The sequence below is a fragment of the Pelodictyon clathratiforme genome, from assembly GCF_982375515.1.
Window position 1 is genome coordinate 2,353,194 of record NZ_OZ455102.1, and the last position, 23,003, is coordinate 2,376,196.

Below are 23,003 nucleotides of genomic sequence, written 5' to 3' on the forward strand. Positions count from 1 at the left end.
GTAAACCTTGTTTAATGCTAACAGAATGCCTGCCAACAGAATGCCGTAAAAACAGTGCGTTAAATAATACTATTAACTATCATATTTTTCAAGCGATAACCAACAGATTTCACCATTGACCTTCTCCTCCTTCCCTTGAGGCAGAGAGAAAGGGTCAAATGCTGCAACAACAAGGGTTGTGGCAAGAGTTTCCGCCTTGATATAGGGTTCATTACCCTTCACCGCATCAAGTACTTTTTCCGAGCCCTGAAGAGAGAGCGCAATGCGGTCGGTAATGTCGAGGCCGCTCTCCTTGCGAAGCGCCTGGATTCGGCTGACCAGCTCTCGCGAAAGTCCCTGCATTTCAAGCTCTTCAGTCATCTCGGTATCCAGTGCGACCATAATGCCATTGGCTTCATCAGAGGCTACCAGCCACCCCTCGATATCTTCGTGCATGATCTCAACATCCTCACGCAGAAGTTCAAAAATCCTGCCATCAAGCTCAAGCGACAGTTGACCCTCTTTTTCAAGATGCGCAATCTGTTTATGGCTCATGACCCTGATCGCCTCGGCCAGCGCTTTCATCTCTTTGCCAAAACGGGGACCAAGGGTTTTGAAGTTGGGTTTTACCTTCTTGCTGATGACCGAGCCTTCCTCTTCGATATACTCTATCTTCTGGACATTGACCTCTTCCATGATGATAGCACCAACCAGTGCGTACTCTTCCCTTGCAGCAGCGTCACTGACTGCAAGCAGGATACGTTTGAGCGGCTGACGCACCTTGATCGAAGCCTTTTCGCGCATAGTCCGCACAAGCGAGGTGATAATCTGCGCTTTTTTCATGCGCTGTTCAAGCGGACGATCAATGGCCGAAAGATCAAGCAGCGGAAAATCGGCAAGATGAACAGACTCCGCAGAATCAAGTCCACTGACTCTGTTCAGGTTCAGGAAAATCCGCTCGGCAAGAAAGGGGGTAAAGGGAGCAAGCAATTTCGAAAGCGTCTCAAGAACACCGTAGAGCGTCTGATAGGCCGCAATCTTGTCTGGCCCCATGTCACTTTTCCAGAACCGTTTTCGTGAACGGCGGATATACCAGTTTGAAAGATCATCAACCGTAAAGTCGTTGATCAACCGCACTGCCCCGGTCAAATCATACTGCTCCATACGCATATGAACCGCATCAACAAGCGAGTTCAGGCAAGAGAGTACCCACCGGTCAAGCTCTGAACGCTCCTGAACGGGAATAATCGGCTCAGCGAAGGTAAAGCGATCAACATTGGCATAGAGCACAAAAAAATTATAGCTGTTGATGAAGGCGCGGAAAAACTTGCGCTGCTCCTCCTCAATCTCATCAGAATTAAACGATTTTGGCCTCCAGGGAGGGCTGGCCACAAGCAGGTACCAGCGAAGGGCATCGGCGCCATAGCGCTCCATCGTCTCAAAAGGATCAACCACATTCCCTTTCGACTTCGACATTTTCTGACCACTCTTGTCAAGAATATGGCCATTCACGATAAGATTTTTATACGCCGGTTTATCAAAAATCAGCGTTGCAATGGCGTGCAGGGTGTAGAACCACCCTCGGGTCTGATCGACCCCTTCAGCAATGAAATCAGCCGGAAAGGAGGCATCGAACTCTTCGCGATGCTCAAAAGGATAGTGCAGTTGAGCGAACGGCATGGAGCCGCTGTCGAACCAGACATCAACCAGCTCAGGCGTACGGTTGAAGCGTTTGCCATCCCTGATAAAATAAATCCTGTCCACAAAAGGCTTGTGCAGATCAAGCTCCACCGCTCCCCGATCGAGCGCATCTCCAAGCCTGCACTGTTCGTCCTCAATATCAATAAATCCCTCGCGCAGCTCTGCAACGGAACCAACAGCAAACATCTTGCCCGAAGCAGCATCGTCACCAATAGCAAAATCCTCCGAAACCCAGAGCGGCAGTGGCGACCCCCAGAAGCGCTCTCGTGAAAGCGCCCAGTCCTTGTTATCCTCAAGCCAGTTACCGAAACGCCCTGTACCAATCTCGGGAGGGCACCAGTTGATGGTTTTGTTGAGTTCCACCATACGGTTGGCAATGGCGGTCGTCCGGATATACCATGACTCCCGTGCATAATAGATCACCGGAACATCATAACGCCAGGAGTAAGGATAAGTGTGGGTGATCATCTCCTTGCGGTACAATTTTCCCGCATCCTTGAGCTGACGGATCACAAGCGGATCGGTATCCTTGAAAAACATGCCATCATAATCGCTCACCTCGGCCGTAAAGCAGCCGTTCCGGCCAACCGGCTGGAGCATCGGCAGATCATATTTTTTGGCAATCTCATAGTCATCAGCGCCGAAAGCCGGGGCAATATGCACAATACCGGTACCATCCTCGGTTGAAACAAAAGAACCTGAGGTAACGTACCAGCACTTTTTTTCAGGATGCATGTAGTCGAAAAGCGGCTCGTAGTCAAGCCCCTCCAGATCCCGACCTTTCAGTTCAGCAACAACCGTCCAGAGCGATTCTCCGGCATCATTCTTTTCGAGCAGCACCTGCAGGCGCGACTTGGCAAGAATCAGCGTCTCTCCGCTCTCACGATGGGAAACCTTTACATAATCAATATCGGAACCCACACAAAGGGCCACATTTGAAATCAATGTCCATGGTGTCGTTGTCCAGACCAGCAAGGAGTCAACAGAGTCCCTGAGCCTGAATTTTACATAAATGCTCGGATCAGTCACCTCTTTATAGCCAAGGGCAAGCTCATGAGAACTCAGCACCGTCTCCGACTTGGGATCCTGAGGAACAATTTTATAATCTTTGTAGATAAGTCCTTTATCGAAGATGGTTTTCAGCGCCCACCAGACCGACTCGATATAGTCATTGGTACAGGTAATATAAGGGTGCTCCATATCGACCCAGTAGCCCATCCGCTCGGTCAGCTTTCCCCACCCTTCGCGATTATCATCAATGTGATGGTAAACCAGCGCTTTAGCCTCAGCATTAAACTCGCCATCGCCATAGGCAACAACCTGCGCCTTATTCTTCAGGCCAAGCTTCTTCTCCACCGAAATCTCTACCGGCAATCCATGCGTATCCCAGCCAGCCTTGCGCGGCACCCGGTAACCCTGCATGGTTTTGTAGCGACAGACAACATCCTTTATGGTACGGCTGAATACATGGTGAACACCCGGCTTGCCGTTTACCGTTGGAGGACCTTCATAAAAAGAGTACAGCCGGTCTCCCGGTTTTTCTTCAAGGCACTTGTGAAAAATCCCGTGTTCATTCCAATATGCTAAAACCTCCGCCTCTACCGTACTGTAAGGCACATTTGAGGGATACTCGACAAATTTAACGTCCATAGTTCTTTCGAAATCATTCAATCAATAACCAGGCACAAGACCTGCAATTATATAAAAAAAAGTTACACGACAGGAAATGAGTATTAAAACAGCACAGGCAAGCCTTTCTGTAACGAAAAAGCTTGCCTGAAAACATGTATGAACAAAGCCCGGCGGCCAAACACTTTCAACGCCTACTTCTTGCCTCCAAGTGATGAATTTACACCTTCAAGAATCTGTTTTGCAACCAAAGTAAGAGAATCGAGGGCCTGAACAACAATCTTGCTCAGAGGATCAATTGTACTATCGATCAGGTTACCCACACCGACAAGGATCGTTGAAAGATCCCCTTTGACAACATCACCCTGACTCTGACCTGAATTTTTTGTTGGCTCAGCCATATACACTGATATTTAGGGTTACCGCAAACAAAACAATACTCTGAAAATGTAATATATTTAATCCTGCTTTCAAAGCAAATCAGGCAAAGCCCGGCAAATCATTCCCTGTGATTATTGCGACGTCAACAAAGCCAAAAGCCTCAGTTTACTGACGTCCATAGCGATCCTCAACCCGAACAATATCATCCTCTCCCAGATAGCTGCCCGACTGCACCTCGATCAATTCAAGCGGAATTTTTCCACTATTTTCAAGACGATGGAACTGTCCGATCGGAATATAGGTCGATTGATCCTCACAGAGCGTAATTTGTTTCTCCCCGATCGTTACCGTGGCGGTTCCCCTGACAACAATCCAGTGTTCTGCCCGATGATGATGTTTTTGCAACGACAGCGCCGCTCCAGGATTTACCGTAATGCGCTTGACCTTGAAGCGCTCTGAAAAATCAACAGTTTCATAGGTACCCCAGGGCCTGCAGACACGCCGGTGAATTTCAACCTCATCCCTCTCCCTTCTTTTCAGCTCTTCAACGAGTACCTTGACATCCTGGACACACTCCCTTGAAGCCACAAGCACGGCATCGGCTGTTTCAACAATGATATGACCATCAAGCCCGACGGCAGTAACCAGACGACTCGTAGCGTGGATATAGCAATTCTTCACATCATGTACCAGCACATCACCCCTTTTGACATTACCCGCATCATCACGCTCCTGCACATCCCAGAGTGCAGACCAGGCCCCTACATCATTCCATCCCGCATCAAGAGGCACAAGCGCAGCCCTCGTAGTTTTTTCCATCACCGCATAATCGATGGAGTCGGAAGGAGAGGCACAAAAAGCCTCGGCATCAAGCCTTAAAAAGTCAAGATCTGCAACCGCTTTCCCGAGCGCCTCCCTACATGCCGCAACAATGGCTGGCGCCTGCGCTTCAAGTTCGAGAAGATAGGCTTCAGCCTTGAAGAGAAAGATGCCACTGTTCCAGAAATAGTCACCCGAAGCCAGATAGTTTTCTGCCGTCTCCTTGTCAGGTTTTTCGACAAACTCATCAACAGCATAAACACCTTTTTCACCATCACTCTTCACAGAGGCCCTGATATAACCATAACCGGTTTCCGCTGAGAGCGGGAGAATACCAAAGGTGACCAGCTCCCCCTTTTCAGCAGCAACCTTACCGACAGAAACCGCGAGACCAAAGGCCTCCGAATCACGAATAACGTGATCCGCAGGCAAGAGCAGCATAATGGCTCCAGGATGTTTTTCAGCCACCAGCATTGCGGCTATGGCGGCTGCAGGAGCTGTATTTCTTCCTTTTGGTTCAAGAATAATCTCCCCGATATCAGTCTCTATTTCATGGAGTTGCTCGGCAACCAGAAAACGATGACTCTCATTGCAGATACAATAGACCGGCCCAATATCATCGGTTGCGGCAAGACGAAGCACCGTCTCCTGCAGCATGGTCTTCTCCCCGGCAAGTGAAAGGAGCTGTTTCGGGTATAATGCACGGGAAAGAGGCCACAATCTTGTACCCGATCCGCCACTGAGAATCACAGGAATAATCATGAAGAAAAAAGAGATTTGGATATTAACGGGTTACATACTTCTCATACATCTTCCACGTCGATGAAACAAGGGTATCGACATCGCTATACTTCGGCACCCAGCCGAGAAGCTCCAGAGCCTTGCCGGACGAGGCCACAAGCTCGGCTGGATCTCCAGGACGCCTCGGCGCCATCTCTGCAGGAACAGCGCTCCCGGTAATGGCACGGGCCCGTTCAACCATTTCAAGAACACTCACACCGATCTGGCTGCCAAGATTCACCGTCAGACTTTTGTCGTGCGTTCGAATATATTCAAAGGCCGTGACATGCGCCTCTGCCAGGTCACTCACATGCACATAGTCACGAATGCAGCTTCCGTCCCGTGTCGGGTAATCAGTGCCATAGATGGAGAGTTTCGGACGGATACCGGCAGCCACCTCCATCACAATCGGCAGAAGATTCTCCGGATTCAGCTCAAGTCCCTTGACCCGCCCCTCAACATCGTAACCAGCCGCATTGAAATAACGAATCGCAGCAAAACGCATCCCTTTAAGCTGGTCATACCAGCCAAGCAGACGCTCAATTTCAAGCTTGGTGAAGCCATAAAAATTTTCCGGCTCCTTTGGATGCACCTCATCAATCGGCAGATATTGGGGACTCCCATAGACAGCAGCCGAAGAGGAGAAGATAATCGGCGACAATCCCGCCTCAGAGGCCTGATTGAGGATATTGATCGTCCCGGCAATATTGGCTTCAGCATAGGCCTCCGGGTTCAGCATCGACTGACCGGCAGCTTTCAGGGCTGCAAGATGAACACATCCATCAAACCCTTCAGCCATCACAGCCCGCAACTGCTCGGGACGCATAATATCACCATAGACAAACCGGGCATCACCAAAAAGATTCTCCCTCAGTCCGCTCTGCAGATTATCAAACACCGTCACCTCATATCCGCGATCAAGAAAAGCTCTTGCAACATGGCTGCCAATATAGCCCGCGCCCCCGATAACCAGAATTCGCATAAAAAATACCCTTTCATTCAATGTTTATGGTGCAAACAACACTCAGCGGTTGCCATACATCTCTTCGTAATAACGCTGATACCCCCCTGAAGTCACATCGTCAAGCCACTCCGCATTCGAAAGATACCACTCAACCGTCAGTTCAAGCCCTTTTTCAAAGGAGATCGAAGGAACCCATCCCAATTCGCGCTGCAGTTTCGAGGAATCGATGGCATAGCGAAGATCATGGCCAGCCCGGTCAGTCACATAGGTAACAAGCTTTTCAGACTCTCCCGAAGGACGACCAAGCTTCCCATCCATAATCCGGCAAAGAAGCCTGATCAGGTCGATGTTGCTCCACTCGTTATGACCGCCGATATTGTAGGTTTCACCACTCTTCCCCTGATGAAATATAACATCAATCGCCTGCGCATGATCAACAACCCAGAGCCAGTCGCGAATGTTTTCACCCTTGCCATAAACCGGGAGGGGCTTGCGGTTGACGATATTATTGATAAAAAGCGGGATGAGCTTTTCCGGAAACTGGAATGAGCCGTAGTTGTTTGAACAGTTGCTGATCACCACCGGAATACCAAAAGTATCGTGATAGGCTCGTACAAAATGGTCGGAGGAGGCTTTCGAGGCAGAGTAGGGACTGTGGGGATCGTAAGAAGTCTCTTCGGTAAAGAGTCCCTCACTACCGAGAGAACCATAGACCTCATCGGTTGAAATGTGATAGAACCTCTTCCCCTCATAATCACTCTGCCAGGAGGCTCTGGCGGCATTGAGCAGATTGACCGTACCAAGCACATTGGTCACCACAAACTCCGTCGGATTGGCAATCGAGCGATCAACATGCGACTCGGCTGCAAGATGGATCACTCCATCAAACTGGTTCTCCTGAAACAACTGCAGCAGAAAATCGCCATCAGTGATATCCCCCCTGACAAACCGATAGTTCGGATTGCTCTCAACATCGCGAAGATTGGCAAGGTTTCCGGCATAAGTCAACTTGTCAAGATTGGTAATCGTATACGAGGGATAACTCTTCAGGAAATGGCGGACAACATGTGACCCGATAAAACCTGCCCCTCCTGTAATCAAAATATGCATAAGTGTAACTGTTTGGTTAGAGTTGCCAATCCCGCTCTCATCCTTTATTCGCTCCATGCTGCAACTTCTCAAGCATGGCAGCCAGCGATACCCGCCAGTACGGAATTTCAAGCTTCCACTCATCCTTTATAGCCGACTTGTTCAGAACGCTATAATGCGGTCTCTCGGCAATCTGGGGATACTGACTGCTTTCGACCGGCACCACCCTGCAGGGCAGTTCAGCCAACTCCATGATCGCCTGGGCAAAATCATACCAGGAGCAAACCCCTTCATTTGAATAATGATAGCGTCCTGCGTAGTGGTTATTCTTGTCGTACCGCTCAAGCATTGAAACAAGAGCGCCTGCAAGATCAGCCGCCCAGGTTGGCGTACCAATCTGGTCAGCCACAACGTTCAGCGTCGAACGCTCGGCGCCAAGACGCAACATCGTCTTGACAAAGTTGGCGCCATAGATCGAATAGAGCCATGAGGTACGGATAATCCAGTGAGAAGGCGCAATATCGCGGATACGCTCCTCCCCTTCCCATTTCGACACACCGTAAACACCAAGCGGAGTAGCGGGATCAGTTTCCCGATAAGGAATATGCGACTTGCCATTAAAAACATAATCAGTTGAAATGTGCACCAGAAGAGCATTGCGCTCCTTTGCACAGGCCGCAAGCACGGCAGCACCATCCCGGTTCACCCTGAATGCCGCATCAACATCCGACTCCGCCTTGTCCACAGCCGTATATGCCGCACAATTGATGATCACCTCTATCTCATGCTCACGGCAAAGCTCAGCAACACGCTCGGGAGAGGTAATATCGAGATCAGGAAGGTCATAGAAAAAAAAACGGTGGTTGTCAGAGCGGGTTGAGAGTTCCTGCAACTCAGAACCAAGCTGACCCCGACTGCCGGTAACAAGAATATTCATAAAAAAATGAAAGTTGAAGGTGACAATCAGAGCGCTGAAGCCTTGAGACAGCGTACTGTTACGAGTTCAACCCAAGACCGAGAATCAAGATATAAAAATGAGAGCGAAAAAGATACTCATTACTCCTTGGATATCGACCTCTTTCTCTGCCCTCCAGCTCCCTCATCAGCAGCGTAGCCATCGGTGATCTGGAACAAGAGAGGCGCTGAAGAGGCGAAGCGGATTGTTACGCTCTTCTGCAGTTGCGCACCAGTTCATGAACGCCACGCTTTCACGCCTGAGCACTATCCACATTGGCGGCCTCGCTTGCATCAGCAGAGCAACGAGATAGTAAAAGCGGTGCTCCACAATCACAAAAATATTAGCAGGAAAGAGTATTATTATCTTGTATTTATGCGTAACTTTAACTGTTATTTGACTCTATTGAGGAACAAAGGTCTGTACAGCTTAACGATGCCCATACTTTCAAAAAGAAAGATCCGGTTTGAATTGTCTTGTATGGTTTTAGGCTGATCGGTATAAATCGGGATGATACTGCCATTATATCTCATTTTAAAACAATTATTTAATTGGCTTATCGGAATAATTTTGAAGTCGTCTTATACAGAAAGGAGCGTCTGGTTTTTCCGAAATATGCTGATCGTCTCAACAATGTTAGACCACGATGAGGAAAATGTCACAAATGGATACAGAGAGCACACAAAACACTTCGCAGAACGAATCAAAGCACATGGAAACTCGCATTGAGGACTTGAAATGGGGTATTGGCTTGTTTGCAGGCGTATTGAGTTTGTTAGTCGCTGGTCTATCTATAATGGTCGGGTTGAATCTATCGTCTGAAAAGTCTTCTTTAGACACTTTGAAAAACGAACTCCGGACAGAGGTACGCGAATATCTTGGAAAATCCTCAAAACCAAATCTTGTTCTTATGGGAGTTGACGGACGGGAACTCCAAGGGGAAACGGTGGATGCATGGTTGGCGCCAAACGAAAAAGGTGCTCAGATACACTTTTCTTGGGTTATTAAAAACGTAGGCAAAGGACGTAGCGGTAAAATATTCGCGAGATTTTACTCTTCCAATGTGCTTTTTCCAGACCCAGATGTCGAAGGAACGGGGTACAAATTCTCCACATTTATTGAACCCAGTAAGTTCCAACCTTCCGAAGTGTTTGGAGGAGCTTCTGTTCTGTACACGGCAAATTTAGGTGTTGACGAATCGATGCAATCTCTTGATAGCAAACCAGAGATTCTTGTCAGGCTATTTTACGGTGATGGGCAGTCTGTTGATGCCAAATTCAGAGTAAGACAAAAGAAATGACTGTGTCTAACAAGGAAAATCCAACTGACGCGCAAAGACGGCTTAGCTTGGTCGTTAGAAGGAGTAAAAAGAAAGGTTCAATGGCGTAGCAGCTCTGCGTCTATCCCGGCAACAGCAGCAGCTTCTTCAGCACTCATTCCCTTTTCTACCAATCGGTTGGCAACTTCAAGTTTTCCTTCAATCCGTCCCTCCTCCTTGCCCTCCATCCGACCGAGACCATAGTTTGATTCTACAAGACTGGCCTCATAACGCAGGTCATCCTGATAACGGGCATAGGCTAACTGCTCTTCTTCCGGCATACTCATGAGGGAAAAAGATTGTTTTGCTTTCTGAATTCCCTTGGCTTTGAACTCATCCTTGATCTCTTCGTTTTTGAGAAAGTAGATCCACTCGTCAAGTGATGTTGTGGCCATCCGGTTAAAGTTATTGATCCTGATCAGGTAGTATTCAGGATAAATGTGGTTGATCTGACTCTTGCCGAACTGCTTCTGCTGGCTGATATTGAGTTGCAGTTTGTCATGGTCATGGGTCCCCGTGAAGCTGGTGGTACCATGATAGATGTAGTCGGTGCCGTGGCCGAGATCAAAGTAGAGGATATTGACAGAGATAACCTTGACCAGTTTGGCATAGGCTTCGCCCTCTTTTTGATGTTCAGTGATGACCCGTGAAGTGCCGTAAAGCATCCGCTGCAGATAATCAAGTTCCCGCTCAAACTGTACTTCAATAATGATAATTTCGCCCTTTCTGTTTTTTACCTTGAGGTCAACACGGTTGAATTTGTCGCTTCTCCTCTCCTTGTTGCTTTCGCTTTCGAGAATGTCAAGGACAAGAATGTCTTCGCCGAGAAGCTCGCTTAAAAAACCTTCAAGAATCTCAAAGTTGGCTTTGCTCCGCAGCAGGCGCTTCATTGCCCAGTCGAAAGTGATCAGTTTTCGGGATGATCGGGTACTCATGGCTTTACAGTTCACAGGTTACAAGTTGAGGAGAGGCGCATACCCCTCTCTTCTATAGTACGTTTTTTATTCTTGTACAAAAAAGCGTGTTCTCATTTATGCCATAGCAGCCGATGCTCCTGTTCTGCAGCGGAAGTTCCGTTTATCAAGAATGGAGTCCGGAATAGAAATCAACGGAAACCCTTAAAATAAAACAAGGTAGATCATTATGGCCGATACTGCTGCCTGAGGGAAGTTGCGACTGTTATGTGCATTGTCGATATTGAAGGCGGTGCACTCTCTGTTGCATTTGTTGAAGAGGCGGATGGTGACTTTTTCCTGATGACTCTGTTTTCAGAGAGAGAGCACAGAACGCACTTGAAAAAGAGACTCTTTGCCAGTCACTCATAGAATGAAATACTGCTGGATTGCCGTTATTGTTTCTGGAGCTGCGGCTGCGCGTCTATGGCTCCTTTTCAGCACTGAGCTGGTGCCGGGAATCAACGGAGCCTATTACCTCATACAGGTACGCGCATTACTGGAACGGCAAGAACTTGCGCTGCCTGATCTGCCACTCGTTTTTTACTTTGAGGCGCTCCTCGCCGGATTGCTGCAAAGGCTGACGGGTAATGGAATTAATGAAAGTGTACTTCTCGCGGTAAAACTTATCGATGGTATTCTCCCTGCGTTTGCAGCGTTACCGATCTTTTTCCTGCTTGAACGTTGGAACCTTAACGCTATGGCTCCACGCTGGATCTCCGCACTCGGGGCCTTGCTTGTGGTCATGTGCTTTCCTGCGCTAAGCGTGGTCGGAGATTTGCAGAAGCATTCACTCGCCCTTGCCTTGCTTGCCGCATTGCTCTGGCAGATTAATGCCTGGATGAAGAGGCCATCGGCAGCTCATCTCCTTGGAATTGGACTCTCTGGTGCACTGATTGCATTGACACATATTGCCGTATTTGGAGCAACAATGCTTTTGCTTGCAGGTATTTTTCTCGCATCCCTCTTCGTTCGAAAGCGATTTCCGTGGAAAGCACAGCATCCGCTGGTTGTTGCTGCCATCGTTGTTCTTGTCATGATTGTCGGGGCTGTTTGGTGGCGGTTCGATGCTCAACGTCTGTATCGCCTGTTCTCTGTGGTGTCTAACCTGGCAAACCTGGTGCAGAATGGGGCGTTCATGCCTGGGGCTACAGGCGTACCATCTCCAATAACCTCATACCTGCTCTGGTTTTTTGAGCTACTGGCGGCTTTTGGAATTGTGAGCATAATCTGGAGAAAACGCCAGCAGTTGCCGATTGAGGTTATCTCTATTGTTACAGGAGCCACGCTTTCCATCCTCGCTTTGACTATGCCGTTATTCTCTCAGGATATGGCTCTGCGGCTGGCGCTTATTGCTGTTTTGCCAGGTATACTGGTTCTCTGCTTCGCAATGCAACAGATCAGCAACCGCTGGTTACGTAACATTCTTGCGTTGGGAGTCGCACTTGTGCTTCTTCTGCCAAGTGGATCACTTGTAGTCAACGGCGGGCAGGCTATGCTCTCTTCAGCCGCTATGCAGGAACTGAAAAGCCTGTCGGCGCTTGTTCACTCACCGGCAAAAACATTGATCATTGCGCCCCACGGTCTTGAGTGGTGGACGGCATGGACATTAGGGACAAAAATCAGCAACCCTGACGCTGTTGAAATTTCAGACTGCCGCAACTATGCCGAAGTGTTCGTTATCGAACAAAAGCAATGGTTTCTCCACCGGATGCCACCACCACCACTCATCAGGAGTGCAAGGACAATACCTGCCGTCAGTGAGATTGTCCATGATGGAAAATATTTCAAACTTATCCGGGCGGATATAGCACACAACCTGACCCGGCAGGGCAAGGAATGACAAAGACAAAAAAAGAGGCCACTCATACCTTGCACTGCTTTTTTCGTGACCAGATTACCGGGCTGAAACCCCTGCGCTACTTCAAGGCCTTCAGCTTTGTGACCGCCATTTTTCCCGCCTCAATCAGCTTGTTCCGCACGGTTTCATTGTTGTTGTTGCCTGCTCCGATCTGGATGTAGTAACCATCGGCGAGAGTAGAGAGGCCACCGGTTGCAAAGAACGCTTCGTCTCCTACTCCCTCGACATCCTTTCTCATACCTTCGAAATTATCCTTCAGACTCTTGTAGATCGAAGCGGAAGTGATGCCCTGAGGCGGCATGAAGGCGTCCTGGGTCAGCACAACCTGCAGGAATTGCGTAGACTGGGTATCTACCGGGTTGTACAGGCAGAGTTTCTGGCCAACTACCTGATTGTCGGTTTTTTCTGCAGGCTTGACGGCCTCGCCGAGCATGGTTTCCGCATCCTTTGCTGTAATGAGATCACAGGGTTCGATGATTTTTGATGCCTGCTGCTGTACCGTGGCGTTTTCGCTGCCGGTTTCAGGTTGCCCGGGGGAATTGCCGCTGCATCCGGGCAACAGCAGGAACAGGCAGAGTGGAAGTATGCGGATGATGTGTGCAGGTCGCATGAGATCGAATAATAAAAAGTTTACGTAGTGGATGAACGAAAAACTGTTATGATATTATAAAATAATAGTTTATATTGTTATTTCATGGTCAAAGATATTTGACGGACCCTGAGCTAAAGCGTAATAATACCCCATTAGAAGCATTTTTGATAGAGAAAAGGTGTTGCAGGGTGCCCTCAAAGAGAAACAGACTCCAAACTTCGTTTTTTGAAATCCACTATGCGTAGCGTCATCAACCACCAAATGATGTTCGGTCGTACCGATATTTCTGCCATTGTTTTCGATCCGAAATCACGAGATGATATCCCAAAAATCTTGAGGGGCCTTCAGGGCATCTACACCGACGAGGAGTTGCGCAAGCGTGTTTTTGCCATCCTCGAAGAGGTTCGTCCTGAACGGAAAAAAGGAGAAGGAAAAGCTGACCCAAACACAGGGCGTCCCGGTATGGAGCAATGGGCAATTTTGGTACTGGGTGTCGTTCGACTGGGAATCAACGCTGATTACGATCGGCTTCATGAATTGGTCAATCACCACGATACGCTTCGCCAGATGCTTGGTCACAACGATTGGACTGATAAAACATCTTATGAACTCCAGACCATCAAAGATAATGTCCGACTGTTTACCCCCGAATTGCTTGATCGAATCAACCAGGAAATTGTCCGTGCAGGTCATACGTTAGTAAAAAAAAAGAGGAAGAAAATTTCCCTTTAATGGCCCGAGGTGATTCGTTTGTGGTGGAAACCAACGTTCACTTTCCTGCTGATACAAGCCAGTTGTTCGATGCCATTCGCAAAGCCATTGAGGTCTGTGCGAAATGGTCTTTTGATGAAGGATTAAGTCAATGGCGCCAATACGATCATAACATCCGGCATATCAAAAGAATGCGTCGTATTGTGCAACAGCTCAAGCACTCGACATCAAAAAAGCCGGAAAAGAAAGCTCTCAAAGATCAACAAATAAAGCAAGCACTCCTCGATTACCTTGCGGCAGTCGATTATCAGTTACAACGGGCAGTGCGTACCGGCGCAGAACTGGGTGGCTTAAATCCGTTGCGGCTCAGCCAGCTTAACGGCTATATTGCTCATGCTGAGGTACAAATGGGGCAAATTCGTCGTCGGATAAATGACGAGGTTATTCCGCATGCGGAGAAAGTCTTTTCAATTTTTCAGCCACACACCGAGTGGATCAGTAAAGGCAAGGCGGGAGTGCCGGTTGAGTTGGGATTACGGGTCTGTATTATCGAAGATCAGTATCGTTTTATCCTGCATCATCAGGTCATGGAAAAAGTTGTCGATAGCGACATCGCAGTGTCCATTATCGAAGAGACCAAGCAACGTTTTCCAAACTTGCGATCGATCAGCTACGACAAAGGCTTTCATAGCCCGGATAACCAACGCGACCTGAAAGCGCTTCTTGAAAAAGTTGTTATGCCGAAAAAAGGCAAGCTCTCAAAAATCGACAAAGCTCATGAATCCGAGCCGGAATTCAGGAGACTGCGACGGCAGCATTCGGCAGTTGAATCAGCAATCAACGCACTTGAGGTTCACGGCTTGGATATATGCCCTGATGATGGCATCAAAGGATTCAATCGCTATGTTGCCCTTGCAGTGCTGGCTCGCAACATTCATCGTTATGGAGCACTCTTGTACAAGCAGGATGCGAAGCGACATCGAGGGCCCTACAAAAAAGCTGCCTGAGTTCTCTCCCCAAAAAAAGAGTTTTTTACCAATTCGCAGGGAGAGATCCGTTCGTTATGACGCTTCCTGGAGCAAAATTCGGTAGTTTACCCATGGCGTGTCACGATCAGCACAAAAACGCCTTTTGTTGATCATTAAAAATGGTTTTTAATCCGGCGGGAGGTTGTCAAATTTTCAAAAAACAGGGGTTTTCTTTCTGGCACTACGTAACACTCCCCAATATCAAAACAGTTCAATATCCCGGTGCTTTTTTACAATGAGCAAGCGGTTTAAAAGTGGTTACAGGTTTTTGAAACGGATCCGAAAGCGTGTTATCATGTCCTTTGAGAACGCATTCAAACAGAAGAAATCGGCTATTGAAACCGTAACCTTCATGGCTGACAAAGAGCGAAAATGGTGTGGTTTCGTTCAGGCCTTACTGCACAGAGATATGATCCTTCTCTTTTGTGGCATCCTCAATAACCGGCACCCCGAAAAACATCTCTGTATCGCCAACACTTTTCGGCGCAATCACTTTATCCTTAAAATCAGCCCTTATTCTCATCATGAGGTCAGGATGAACCGTTATGGATACGGGCTCTTTGATGGTACGAAATCCATAAAAAATCGCCGCTATGATCTTTTCACGAAAAAAATCGCCGCTGCCCACCTCATAGCTCTTTCCCATTTTCCTCCCTGTTTTAATGCTGTAACGATTTTTAATTTACAAGTAAGCGGTCATACTCCATAACCAGCTCCGGGAAATATACCAAAAGCTGTTGGTTGCTAAGCTGAAATCAGACTGACTCCGAAAAGAGCATCTCTTCTCCCCTGACGGAGAAAGCTGGAATCTGCAAAAACTATTTCCGGGGATAGAGCTTGTCCTGCCGGAACGCTTCATACGCAAAGGTGTCAACTGAGGAGAAGGCAGGCTGTTCGGCATCTTTGCCAGAGACCCTGATCACTTCCGGCGGAAGCTGCCAGTCGACGGCGAGGGATGGATCGTTCCATCGAATACCGGCATCATGCGATGGCGTATAGTAGTTATCGCACTTGTAGGCAAAAACCGCCTCTTGGGAGAGCACAAGAAAGCCGTGGGCAAACCCTTTTGGAACCCAGAGCATTCGCTTCCGCTCGGTATCGAGCAGACAGGAGACGTGACGACCGTACCAGGGGGAACCAAGACGCAGATCGACAGCAACATCAAGCACACTGCCATAAAGGGCACGAACAAGCTTGGACTGCGTAAATGGCGGTTTCTGAAAATGAAGACCGCGAAGCACTCCGTACCCCGACTTCGACTCATTATCCTGCACAAAGGCAACATGACCGACATGCTGCTCAAAAAGATCCTGCCGGAACGATTCAAAAAAATAGCCCCGATCATCGCCAAAAACCTTCGGTTCAAATATCAGAACATCTGGTATGGCTGTTATAATCACTTGCATAAGCGCTTCAAAAAAAATTGAACCGGCAATCACACAAAAAATGTATCGGCAAAAGAGTCCTGTTTTTTTTCAGATAACAAATGAACGGCAGAAAAATACGAACCTGTATAGGAGCAAAGAAAGAACTCACTGTTTCTGAACAAGCAACTGCCGAAGATACTGGCCGTAATGACTTTTCATCAGAGGCTCGGATAACTGTAACAGCTCATCACCCGTTATCCAGCCATTTCGCCAGGCAATCTCTTCCGGACAGGCAATTTTAAGCCCCTGTCGTTTTTCAACGGTCTGGATAAAATTCCCTGCCTCCTGGAAAGATTCATGCGTGCCGGTATCCAGCCAGGCGAAACCGCGTCCCAGCATGGAGCACTTGAGCTCTTTCCGCCTCAGATACTCCTCATTGACCGAGGTGATTTCAAGCTCTCCCCGATCTGATGGACGTACCTGTTTTGCAATTTCAACGACATTGTTCGGATAAAAATAGAGTCCGACAACGGCATAATTTGATTTCGGCTTCTCCGGCTTTTCCTCCAGAGAGAGCACATTTCCTTCCGCATCAAGCTCCGCCACACCATAACGCTCCGGGTCACTGACATAGTAACCGAATATGGTTGCCTTTCGCTCTTGTTGTACGCTCTGAACCGCTGCCTCAAGCATGGGACTGAAAGCATAACCGAAAAAAATATTGTCTCCAAGGATCAGGGCGACGTCATTACTGCCAATAAAATCCTCACCAAGAATGAAGGCCTGGGCAAGTCCGTCAGGAGAGGGTTGCACAATATAGGAGAGCGAAATACCCCACTCATGACCATCTCCAAGCAGTTTCATGAACATCGACTGGTCTTCAGGAGTGGTGATAATGAGAATTTCCCTTATCCCCGACAGCATCAGTGTTGTCAGGGGATAATAGATCATCGGTTTGTCATAAACAGGAAGAAGCTGTTTTGATACTGCCCTGGTGACGGGATAGAGCCGTGTGCCAGAGCCCCCTGCGAGAATAATTCCTTTCATAACCGCCTTTTAGTGTTATAAGCCACCCAAGCACCTGCAACACAGATCAGTTGCAATCGAAGAAAAACAAGAGCTCTTTCCTGTCAAGAGTCTCAACTACAGGTCAGCAACATCCACTTACTCCTCATCCTCATCCAGAAGTTGTGTCTCCAGTCCTGTAATGAAGCCCATCATAAAGACTCTTTTAGCAATTTCAGGTATAATTTTGTCAAGATCATCAAGAGTAAACTGGTAATCAGCTTCAATGGCCTCATTCAGACTCTCCCTCGCATTTTCATACGTCTCTTCGGCCAATTCCCACAACCGCTCCACTGACTCGTTCTCGTCCATATCCCCTCCAGATAAAATCCCCCGAAGCGTGCAGCACTCCAGAGAGAATAACTGAACCTGTCAGCCAACGCTGCACTCGCCGACTCTCTTCAGTATAAATAAAATTCTTCGGATTAACTGTTTGAATTGTGCAATCATCCAGCCCAACATACCCAACCTGAAATAATTTTTTCCCCGGAAAACAGGCTTGGAGAGTTGAGTGGTGAATCATGGCGTTGCCCGGTTCAGCCTCCTTTGACAGATTCGGACGCCATGGCAGGGCTGGAAAGCGGGGCTCCGAAGAGGCGGTCGGTTAACTTTACATACCATGCCGCAGCCTGCACTTGAACGATATAGGCCAATGCAATCAACAGCGCAGCATCAGCGCCCTTTTCGCGGAACACACCAAGGGCAATCGCAAGCGCAATCGAGAGGTTCCTCATAACAGTACCATAAACAAAAGCAATGGCATCGCTTCGCTTGAACAGGCTCTTGCCAACGAGCGTACTGATGATAAAATTGATCGTATAGAGCAACACCAGCGGTAAAAGCAGATTCGGCAGCATTGCCGGGTTCGCAAAGATACTTTTTGCCTTGAGAGCTATGGATACAAACACAATACCGAGAACGCCCAACGTCGAAAAGGGAGGAAACTTTGGCTTGAAGCGCTGATTAAACTCCCGCTCTCCATAGCTCTTCACCAGCCAGCGTTGGGTAACGGTACCAAGCACCAACGGCAGGAAAACAATTAACCCGATTTGCATGAATACCTGTAACAGCGGGATTTCGACCACCGCACCCAGAAGCACATTGAGGTAGAGCGGCGCAAGCAGAGAACCTGCGATCAAACCAATCACCGTCATTTTGACCGCTGCAGGCACATTCCCTTTGGCAAAACCTGTCCAGGAGATGGTCATGCCGGAGGTAGGCAGCAGTGATGTCAGCAGCAGTGCAAGCCTGACCATGGGCTGATCGGCGAAAAACAACAGGCCAATTCCATAACCAATGGCGGGCATCACGAGAAAATTGAGAGCAAGCGTAACGCCCTGCAGTTTGTTGCCGCCAGGATTGAGAAGCTCTCGCACATTCATCGTAACCATCATAGGATAGACCATGAGAAAGGTAAGCGGAAGAATGGTCCAGCGCAGAAAAGCCGCGTCGGTCGCTAATCCGAACAACAGCCCGGCCAGCATGGCGAGAGGAATGCTCCAAACCAGATGTTTCTGGAGCAAAGAAAGTAATTTCCACATAATCAATGTCCTTTCCGGAAAATGAGTTATTGGTGTGACCACAGCAGAGTCACCCTTCGCAAAAGAGTTGCACTATAATTATTGTCATATGCTCATTAATATAAAAAATTAAAGCCGGTTGTCAAGCTTCGGCCAGAGGAATTCACCTCCTGACCGTAATTACCGGGTAACCTATCTCTAACTTATTTCAGAATAATACGTTGCTGACTCTCGCTGATTTTGCTTGCTCAATGCCCTGAAACGGTCAGTGCAAGCCCGGTTTGCCAGGCTTGCACTGCAGGAGGGGTTGTGTGCCGAAAAAAAAAGATGCCTGAAAAAGGGACTTTCTGCCAAAATCAGCCCGGCTCCGGCAAAGGGTATACTTCGTGCAAAAAAAACAGTTTGCCTTACATCTGGCCGGTAGTAAGGTATCGCTGATGCCAGCTTAATGCTTCGTCAAGCAGATGGGGGGTATGTTTCCCGAAAGAGTGCTCAAGTGCGCGTTTGTGGTAGTCCCGCAATGCTGGCTTGAAATTCGGGTGAGCACAGTTTTCAATAATCACTTTTGCTCGCTGGGTTGGAGAGAGGCCACGCAGATCAGCAAGTCCCTGCTCGGTCACCAGGATCTGAACATCGTGTTCCGTATGGTCGACGTGGGATACCATGGGCACAATGCAGGAAACCTGACCATCCTTTGCCTGGGATGGTGTCATGAATATGGAGATATAGGCATTGCGTGCAAAATCACCTGAGCCACCAATGCCATTCATGATAGCGCTGCCCATCACATGGGTCGAATTGACATTACCGTAAATATCAGCCTCGATCATACCGTTCATGGCAATGACCCCCAATCGACGAATAATTTCAGGATGGTTGCTGATCTCCTGTGGTCGCAGGATAATCTTGTCCTTGTATTCATCAAGATGGGCGTAGAGTTGTACCAGAGCCTTATCGCTCAAGGAGAATGCCGTCGCTGAAGCAGAAACTAACTTGCCGGAATGAAGAAGTTCGAGCATACCATCCTGCAGCACTTCGGTATAAGCGGTCATGTTCTCAAACGGCCCATGGTTCAGACCAGCCATGACAGCATTGGCAATATTGCCAACACCCGACTGTAACGGCAGAAGGTTCTTTGGGAGGCGTCCACGCTTCACCTCATGTTCAAGAAATTCGAGGATATGACCGGCAATCAGGCGAGATTTTTCATCAGGTGCCGAGAAATCAGAATTTCGATCAGGACTATAGGTTTCGATGATAGCGATAACTTTGTCAGGATCGCAATGCAGGTAGGGGTCACCGATCCGGTCATGCGGGTGTACCATCGGGATCGGTTGACGATTCGGGGGCAGATTGGTACCATAATAAATGTCATGCATTCCCTCCAGACGAGAGTCTTGCCATGAGTTCACTTCAAGGATCACCTTGTCGGCCTGTTCCAGCCAGGTTTTGTTATTACCAATCGAACTCGAAGGTATGAGGCGCCCATCTTCGAGAATACCCGCAACTTCAACAACAGCAATATTCAGTTTTCCGAGAAAGCCGAACCAGACGAACTGGGCTACATGAGAGAGGTGAATATCGATATACTCCATCTCTCCGGCATTAATACGCTTCCGGCAAGTAGGGTCTGATTGATAAGGAAGTCGCATTTCCACACCATCTACCTTGGCCAACGCTCCATCCAGTTCGGGTGCGGTGGATGCGCCGGTCCAAACTCCGATCCTGAATTTCTCTCCGGCGCTGTTGGCCGTTTCAATACGTTTGGCGAGCGCTAAAGGCACCGCCTTGGGATAACCTGAGCCGGTAAACCCGCTCATACCAACGTTGTCTCCGGAAGAGATAAGGGCTGCGGCCTCTTCCGCCGTCATGATCTTGCTTTGTAAAGCTTTACAATGGATGCGGGATACTTTGTTCATTTTCTGCACAACTCCATTCAAAATTTGTGACCGACAATATTGCAACTCATAACTGCAACCCGCATGTTACCCTCAAGGGCGCTGACCGAAACAAAAGCTGAACAGAGCACCAACACGCACCGCAGATCAGCGCTGGATTTACAGATGTGGAGAACATACCATTTATTTTGGGCAATAAAAAAGTGCCCGCCCGCGGCCTCGCTGGCGACTTTGTTCTCTCTCTTCCGCTGTGTATCGTTTTTTCAGAGATCTCTTCTTTGCACCAATCTGAGAACATTTTTCGTCATTAACAGGAACGGCAGCCCGCTCATCACTGTCGTTCCAAAGAATATTGTCACCCTGCAGCAGTGAACATGGCTCCCGTGCTCTTTCAGTATCGGCGATTGACGAATAACGAAATACCTGATGAAATGATAACCTTGAACAACAGGGCAAGGCCTGCGATCATCATGACACAGCAGAGGAGCTGACCCATGGAAAAGTTGAGAAAAACGAAGCCGAGCTGAATATCGGGCTCACGAAAAAACTCGATAAAAAAGCGAACAAATCCATAGCCAAAAAGGTATATCCCGGAAAGCGAACCCGGCAACGGCAATTTTTTTCGGAGTGTCCAGAGAAGCACAAAGAGCAGGATTCCCTCAAAAAATGCTTCATAGAGCTGCGAAGGATGGCGAAGTTCACTGGTGGGTGCAGAGGGGAAATACATGCCAATGGCTGCCTCCGTTACTCTGCCATAGAGTTCACCGTTGATAAAGTTTCCGATCCTCCCAAAGGTATAACCAAGCGGAATGGAGGGAATAAAAAGGTCGAGCGTTTGCAGAAAAGCTCTTTTTTGTGACCTTGCAAACAACCACATGGAGAGCATGACTCCAAGAAGTCCGCCATGATAGGACATACCGGTTATACCTGTAAAACGATAACCCTCGGCAGTTGCGGCAAAAGGAAGAAGCGTGCCGACGGGATCGGCAAGAAAGCTGTGCAGTCCGTAAAACAAAATGTAGCCGATCTTGCCACCGAGAACGACACCGGCCATAGCCCAGGTGAGGGCATCGCCGATGAATGGGGGATCAAAAGGGAGTTTTTCCGAGGAAAGACGATAACGAGTAAGCAGAAAAACAACGCCAAAAGCAATGATGTACATCATTCCATACCAGCGAAGAGGGAAATTACCGAGTGAGAAGAGAACCGGATCCATTTGCGATGGCAAATGCTGCCACCAGACGGTAAAGTTATCCATATAAACGGTTTTGAGATAAACGTTAAGAGGTCGTGACAGCAATTTCGGTCAAGGGGATCAAGAGTGATCCTGTTCAGACACTGAGCAGCTTCCTGTACTCGGCATAGATTTCCTGATCAGCCGCTGTTACCCTGATCCCTTGCGGCATGTTCTGGTAATGCTCTTTAAAATCCCGGACACAGGCTGTTGAGGAAAAGTAGACCTCATCAATGAAGTCAAGATCCGGGATCTCATCCTGCAAGCCATGATGAACGGATAGCAGCGGACTCTCCCCGATGCTCTCTGCTCCCTCAACCGGCTTGCATGGAAAATGCACGACCAGATAGGCGTCACTCCCATACATGGCACAATCCCCGCCCATAACGAGCACTTTTTGCTTTTTGGAAAACCAGTTCTCCCGGACAAACTGGTTGATCGTCTCGCCAACAATAAGCAGTGCCGGTGAATAAACCGCCTTCTCACTTTTTCTCAATTCACCGAGAGTTCCCGTAACAACTTTCTGGTTGTAACGTGTTGCATTCTGAACAATGGCAACCATGGTACCCTCACTCCGGCCCTTTGCAGCGACAGCATCAAGCACATCATGCACGGTCGATGCTACCATGTAGTAAACAAGGGTATCAGCATCCGGAACCTGGATTTTATTGACCGGGTGACCCGTACAAAAAGCAACAGAAGAGGAGACCTTTCTCATGGTCAGTGGAATTTCAGTGTACGCACTTGCGCCATGTGCGGCTGTAATACCGGGAATGATTTCATAGCCTATTCCGTGTTGCCTTAATACGTCGATCTCTTCGCCTCCACGACCAAAAATAAAGGGATCTCCACCCTTTAATCGGCAGACTGTTTTGCCTTGCAGGGCATGATGAATGATCTCTGCATTAATGGCATCCTGCTCAAAATGATGGCAGTCCTTTCTTTTGCCTGTGTAAATTTTCAGGGCATCAAACAGGGCGACAAGTTCAATGCTCACCAGATCATCATAGAGAATGACATCTGCTGTATGGAGAACTCTCTCAGCCTTTATGGTCAGTAATTCCGGATCACCAGGACCCGCGCCAATGATGTAGACGTACCCTCTTTTTTGAGGTTCAGCAACAGTGATACTGCTCTCTTCTCTTGATTTCATTACCTC

21 protein-coding genes are annotated in these 23,003 nt (G+C 48.3%); 4 read left to right on the top strand and 17 right to left on the bottom strand.

The annotated features are described in order from the left end of the window. Positions 1 to 72 precede the first annotated feature (72 nt). From ileS to AC56AD_RS11550, 7 genes are all read right to left on the bottom strand, one after another. Positions 73 to 3,330 (bottom strand): isoleucine--tRNA ligase, encoded by a 3,258-nt coding sequence (gene ileS, locus AC56AD_RS11520; RefSeq protein WP_012508958.1) that lies wholly within the window; start codon positions 3,328 to 3,330, stop codon positions 73 to 75. A 173-nt stretch (positions 3,331 to 3,503) separates the two neighbouring features. Further along, the gene (locus AC56AD_RS11525; protein WP_012508959.1) at positions 3,504 to 3,710 is read right to left on the bottom strand and encodes a hypothetical protein; all 207 of its coding nucleotides are present in this window, start codon (positions 3,708 to 3,710) and stop codon (positions 3,504 to 3,506) included. 145 nt (positions 3,711 to 3,855) lie between these two features. Then, the gene (locus AC56AD_RS11530; protein WP_012508960.1) at positions 3,856 to 5,271 is read right to left on the bottom strand and encodes a mannose-1-phosphate guanylyltransferase/mannose-6-phosphate isomerase; all 1,416 of its coding nucleotides are present in this window, start codon (positions 5,269 to 5,271) and stop codon (positions 3,856 to 3,858) included. Positions 5,272 to 5,293: 22 nt separating this feature from the next. Continuing rightward, a complete protein-coding gene (gene galE / locus AC56AD_RS11535; protein ID WP_012508961.1) occupies positions 5,294 to 6,271 on the bottom strand; it encodes a UDP-glucose 4-epimerase GalE in 978 nt (325 codons plus the stop codon). Between the two features lie 42 nt (positions 6,272 to 6,313). Continuing rightward, positions 6,314 to 7,363 (bottom strand): dTDP-glucose 4,6-dehydratase, encoded by a 1,050-nt coding sequence (rfbB, locus tag AC56AD_RS11540; protein WP_012508962.1) that lies wholly within the window; start codon positions 7,361 to 7,363, stop codon positions 6,314 to 6,316. Between the two features lie 37 nt (positions 7,364 to 7,400). Continuing rightward, the gene (gene rfbD, locus AC56AD_RS11545) at positions 7,401 to 8,279 is read right to left on the bottom strand and encodes a dTDP-4-dehydrorhamnose reductase (RefSeq protein WP_012508963.1); all 879 of its coding nucleotides are present in this window, start codon (positions 8,277 to 8,279) and stop codon (positions 7,401 to 7,403) included. A 165-nt stretch (positions 8,280 to 8,444) separates the two neighbouring features. Continuing rightward, the gene (locus AC56AD_RS11550; RefSeq protein ID WP_190273993.1) at positions 8,445 to 8,627 is read right to left on the bottom strand and encodes a hypothetical protein; all 183 of its coding nucleotides are present in this window, start codon (positions 8,625 to 8,627) and stop codon (positions 8,445 to 8,447) included. 382 nt (positions 8,628 to 9,009) lie between these two features. Here AC56AD_RS11550 and AC56AD_RS11555 point away from each other — a divergent pair, with 382 nt between their 5' ends. Beyond that, the gene (locus AC56AD_RS11555; protein ID WP_150085692.1) at positions 9,010 to 9,597 is read left to right on the top strand and encodes a hypothetical protein; all 588 of its coding nucleotides are present in this window, start codon (positions 9,010 to 9,012) and stop codon (positions 9,595 to 9,597) included. Positions 9,598 to 9,674: 77 nt separating this feature from the next. Here the strand turns inward: AC56AD_RS11555 and AC56AD_RS11560 are convergent, their stop codons facing one another. After that, positions 9,675 to 10,550: an Rpn family recombination-promoting nuclease/putative transposase gene (locus tag AC56AD_RS11560; RefSeq protein ID WP_041526541.1), complete on the bottom strand. Its 876-nt coding sequence runs from the start codon at positions 10,548 to 10,550 to the stop codon at positions 9,675 to 9,677. A 246-nt stretch (positions 10,551 to 10,796) separates the two neighbouring features. Here AC56AD_RS11560 and AC56AD_RS11565 point away from each other — a divergent pair, with 246 nt between their 5' ends. After that, positions 10,797 to 10,940, top strand: coding sequence for a hypothetical protein (locus tag AC56AD_RS11565; protein ID WP_190273994.1), 144 nt, complete (start codon positions 10,797 to 10,799; stop codon positions 10,938 to 10,940). A 1-nt stretch (position 10,941) separates the two neighbouring features. Beyond that, the gene (locus tag AC56AD_RS11570) at positions 10,942 to 12,411 is read left to right on the top strand and encodes a hypothetical protein (RefSeq protein ID WP_012508966.1); all 1,470 of its coding nucleotides are present in this window, start codon (positions 10,942 to 10,944) and stop codon (positions 12,409 to 12,411) included. 76 nt (positions 12,412 to 12,487) lie between these two features. Here the strand turns inward: AC56AD_RS11570 and AC56AD_RS11575 are convergent, their stop codons facing one another. Next, positions 12,488 to 13,039: a hypothetical protein gene (locus tag AC56AD_RS11575; RefSeq protein ID WP_012508967.1), complete on the bottom strand. Its 552-nt coding sequence runs from the start codon at positions 13,037 to 13,039 to the stop codon at positions 12,488 to 12,490. Positions 13,040 to 13,258: 219 nt separating this feature from the next. On the opposite strand from AC56AD_RS11575, the gene AC56AD_RS11580 reads away from it, so the two are divergent. Next, positions 13,259 to 14,739 (top strand): ISNCY-like element ISPph5 family transposase gene (locus tag AC56AD_RS11580; RefSeq protein ID WP_150085532.1). Its coding sequence is split into 2 segments (ribosomal slippage): positions 13,259 to 13,721 and positions 13,721 to 14,739, totalling 1,482 coding nucleotides; the frame shifts between segments, so codons are not numbered across the junction. A gap of 415 nt (positions 14,740 to 15,154) precedes the next feature. Here the strand turns inward: AC56AD_RS11580 and AC56AD_RS11585 are convergent. From AC56AD_RS11585 to cobA, 8 genes are all read right to left on the bottom strand, one after another. After that, entirely contained in the window at positions 15,155 to 15,406 is a 252-nt protein-coding gene (locus AC56AD_RS11585) for a hypothetical protein (RefSeq protein WP_012508968.1), read from the bottom strand. Between the two features lie 172 nt (positions 15,407 to 15,578). Continuing rightward, positions 15,579 to 16,166 carry a dTDP-4-dehydrorhamnose 3,5-epimerase gene (rfbC, locus tag AC56AD_RS11590; protein ID WP_041526867.1) on the bottom strand — a complete coding sequence of 196 codons (588 nt, stop codon included), beginning with the start codon at positions 16,164 to 16,166 and terminating at the stop codon, positions 15,579 to 15,581. A 126-nt stretch (positions 16,167 to 16,292) separates the two neighbouring features. Next, the gene (gene rfbA / locus AC56AD_RS11595; protein ID WP_012508970.1) at positions 16,293 to 17,174 is read right to left on the bottom strand and encodes a glucose-1-phosphate thymidylyltransferase RfbA; all 882 of its coding nucleotides are present in this window, start codon (positions 17,172 to 17,174) and stop codon (positions 16,293 to 16,295) included. A gap of 117 nt (positions 17,175 to 17,291) precedes the next feature. Further along, positions 17,292 to 17,504 (bottom strand): hypothetical protein, encoded by a 213-nt coding sequence (locus AC56AD_RS11600; protein ID WP_041526542.1) that lies wholly within the window; start codon positions 17,502 to 17,504, stop codon positions 17,292 to 17,294. Positions 17,505 to 17,728: 224 nt separating this feature from the next. After that, complete coding sequence (locus AC56AD_RS11605; RefSeq protein WP_012508973.1) at positions 17,729 to 18,733, bottom strand: arsenic resistance protein; 1,005 nt, start codon at positions 18,731 to 18,733, stop codon at positions 17,729 to 17,731. Positions 18,734 to 19,119: 386 nt separating this feature from the next. Further along, positions 19,120 to 20,631, bottom strand: a complete 1,512-nt coding sequence (gene scpC, locus AC56AD_RS11610; protein ID WP_012508974.1) for a succinyl-CoA:acetate CoA-transferase ScpC — start codon at positions 20,629 to 20,631, stop codon at positions 19,120 to 19,122. A gap of 370 nt (positions 20,632 to 21,001) precedes the next feature. Continuing rightward, the gene (gene lgt / locus AC56AD_RS11615) at positions 21,002 to 21,868 is read right to left on the bottom strand and encodes a prolipoprotein diacylglyceryl transferase (RefSeq protein ID WP_012508975.1); all 867 of its coding nucleotides are present in this window, start codon (positions 21,866 to 21,868) and stop codon (positions 21,002 to 21,004) included. A 73-nt stretch (positions 21,869 to 21,941) separates the two neighbouring features. Beyond that, positions 21,942 to 22,997, bottom strand: a complete 1,056-nt coding sequence (gene cobA / locus AC56AD_RS11620; RefSeq protein ID WP_012508976.1) for a uroporphyrinogen-III C-methyltransferase — start codon at positions 22,995 to 22,997, stop codon at positions 21,942 to 21,944. Positions 22,998 to 23,003 lie beyond the last annotated feature (6 nt).

What these genes read in the sequence shown, in the direction of transcription:
- AC56AD_RS11575 (WP_012508967.1), bottom strand. Translation starts at nt 13,039, where the DNA reads ATGCGACCTGCACACATCATCCGCATACTTCCACTCTGCCTGTTCCTG.
- AC56AD_RS11525 (WP_012508959.1), bottom strand. Translation starts at nt 3,710, where the DNA reads ATGGCTGAGCCAACAAAAAATTCAGGTCAGAGTCAGGGTGATGTTGTC.
- AC56AD_RS11530 (WP_012508960.1), bottom strand. Translation starts at nt 5,271, where the DNA reads ATGATTATTCCTGTGATTCTCAGTGGCGGATCGGGTACAAGATTGTGG.
- AC56AD_RS11600 (WP_041526542.1), bottom strand. Translation starts at nt 17,504, where the DNA reads ATGGACGAGAACGAGTCAGTGGAGCGGTTGTGGGAATTGGCCGAAGAG.
- lgt (WP_012508975.1), bottom strand. Translation starts at nt 21,868, where the DNA reads ATGGATAACTTTACCGTCTGGTGGCAGCATTTGCCATCGCAAATGGAT.
- AC56AD_RS11570 (WP_012508966.1), top strand. Translation starts at nt 10,942, where the DNA reads ATGAAATACTGCTGGATTGCCGTTATTGTTTCTGGAGCTGCGGCTGCG.
- galE (WP_012508961.1), bottom strand. Translation starts at nt 6,271, where the DNA reads ATGCGAATTCTGGTTATCGGGGGCGCGGGCTATATTGGCAGCCATGTT.
- AC56AD_RS11555 (WP_150085692.1), top strand. Translation starts at nt 9,010, where the DNA reads ATGGAAACTCGCATTGAGGACTTGAAATGGGGTATTGGCTTGTTTGCA.
- scpC (WP_012508974.1), bottom strand. Translation starts at nt 20,631, where the DNA reads ATGAACAAAGTATCCCGCATCCATTGTAAAGCTTTACAAAGCAAGATC.
- ileS (WP_012508958.1), bottom strand. Translation starts at nt 3,330, where the DNA reads ATGGACGTTAAATTTGTCGAGTATCCCTCAAATGTGCCTTACAGTACG.
- rfbC (WP_041526867.1), bottom strand. Translation starts at nt 16,166, where the DNA reads ATGCAAGTGATTATAACAGCCATACCAGATGTTCTGATATTTGAACCG.
- rfbA (WP_012508970.1), bottom strand. Translation starts at nt 17,174, where the DNA reads ATGAAAGGAATTATTCTCGCAGGGGGCTCTGGCACACGGCTCTATCCC.
- cobA (WP_012508976.1), bottom strand. Translation starts at nt 22,997, where the DNA reads ATGAAATCAAGAGAAGAGAGCAGTATCACTGTTGCTGAACCTCAAAAA.
- AC56AD_RS11565 (WP_190273994.1), top strand. Translation starts at nt 10,797, where the DNA reads ATGTGCATTGTCGATATTGAAGGCGGTGCACTCTCTGTTGCATTTGTT.
- AC56AD_RS11560 (WP_041526541.1), bottom strand. Translation starts at nt 10,550, where the DNA reads ATGAGTACCCGATCATCCCGAAAACTGATCACTTTCGACTGGGCAATG.
- AC56AD_RS11585 (WP_012508968.1), bottom strand. Translation starts at nt 15,406, where the DNA reads ATGGGAAAGAGCTATGAGGTGGGCAGCGGCGATTTTTTTCGTGAAAAG.
- rfbB (WP_012508962.1), bottom strand. Translation starts at nt 7,363, where the DNA reads ATGCATATTTTGATTACAGGAGGGGCAGGTTTTATCGGGTCACATGTT.
- AC56AD_RS11605 (WP_012508973.1), bottom strand. Translation starts at nt 18,733, where the DNA reads ATGTGGAAATTACTTTCTTTGCTCCAGAAACATCTGGTTTGGAGCATT.
- rfbD (WP_012508963.1), bottom strand. Translation starts at nt 8,279, where the DNA reads ATGAATATTCTTGTTACCGGCAGTCGGGGTCAGCTTGGTTCTGAGTTG.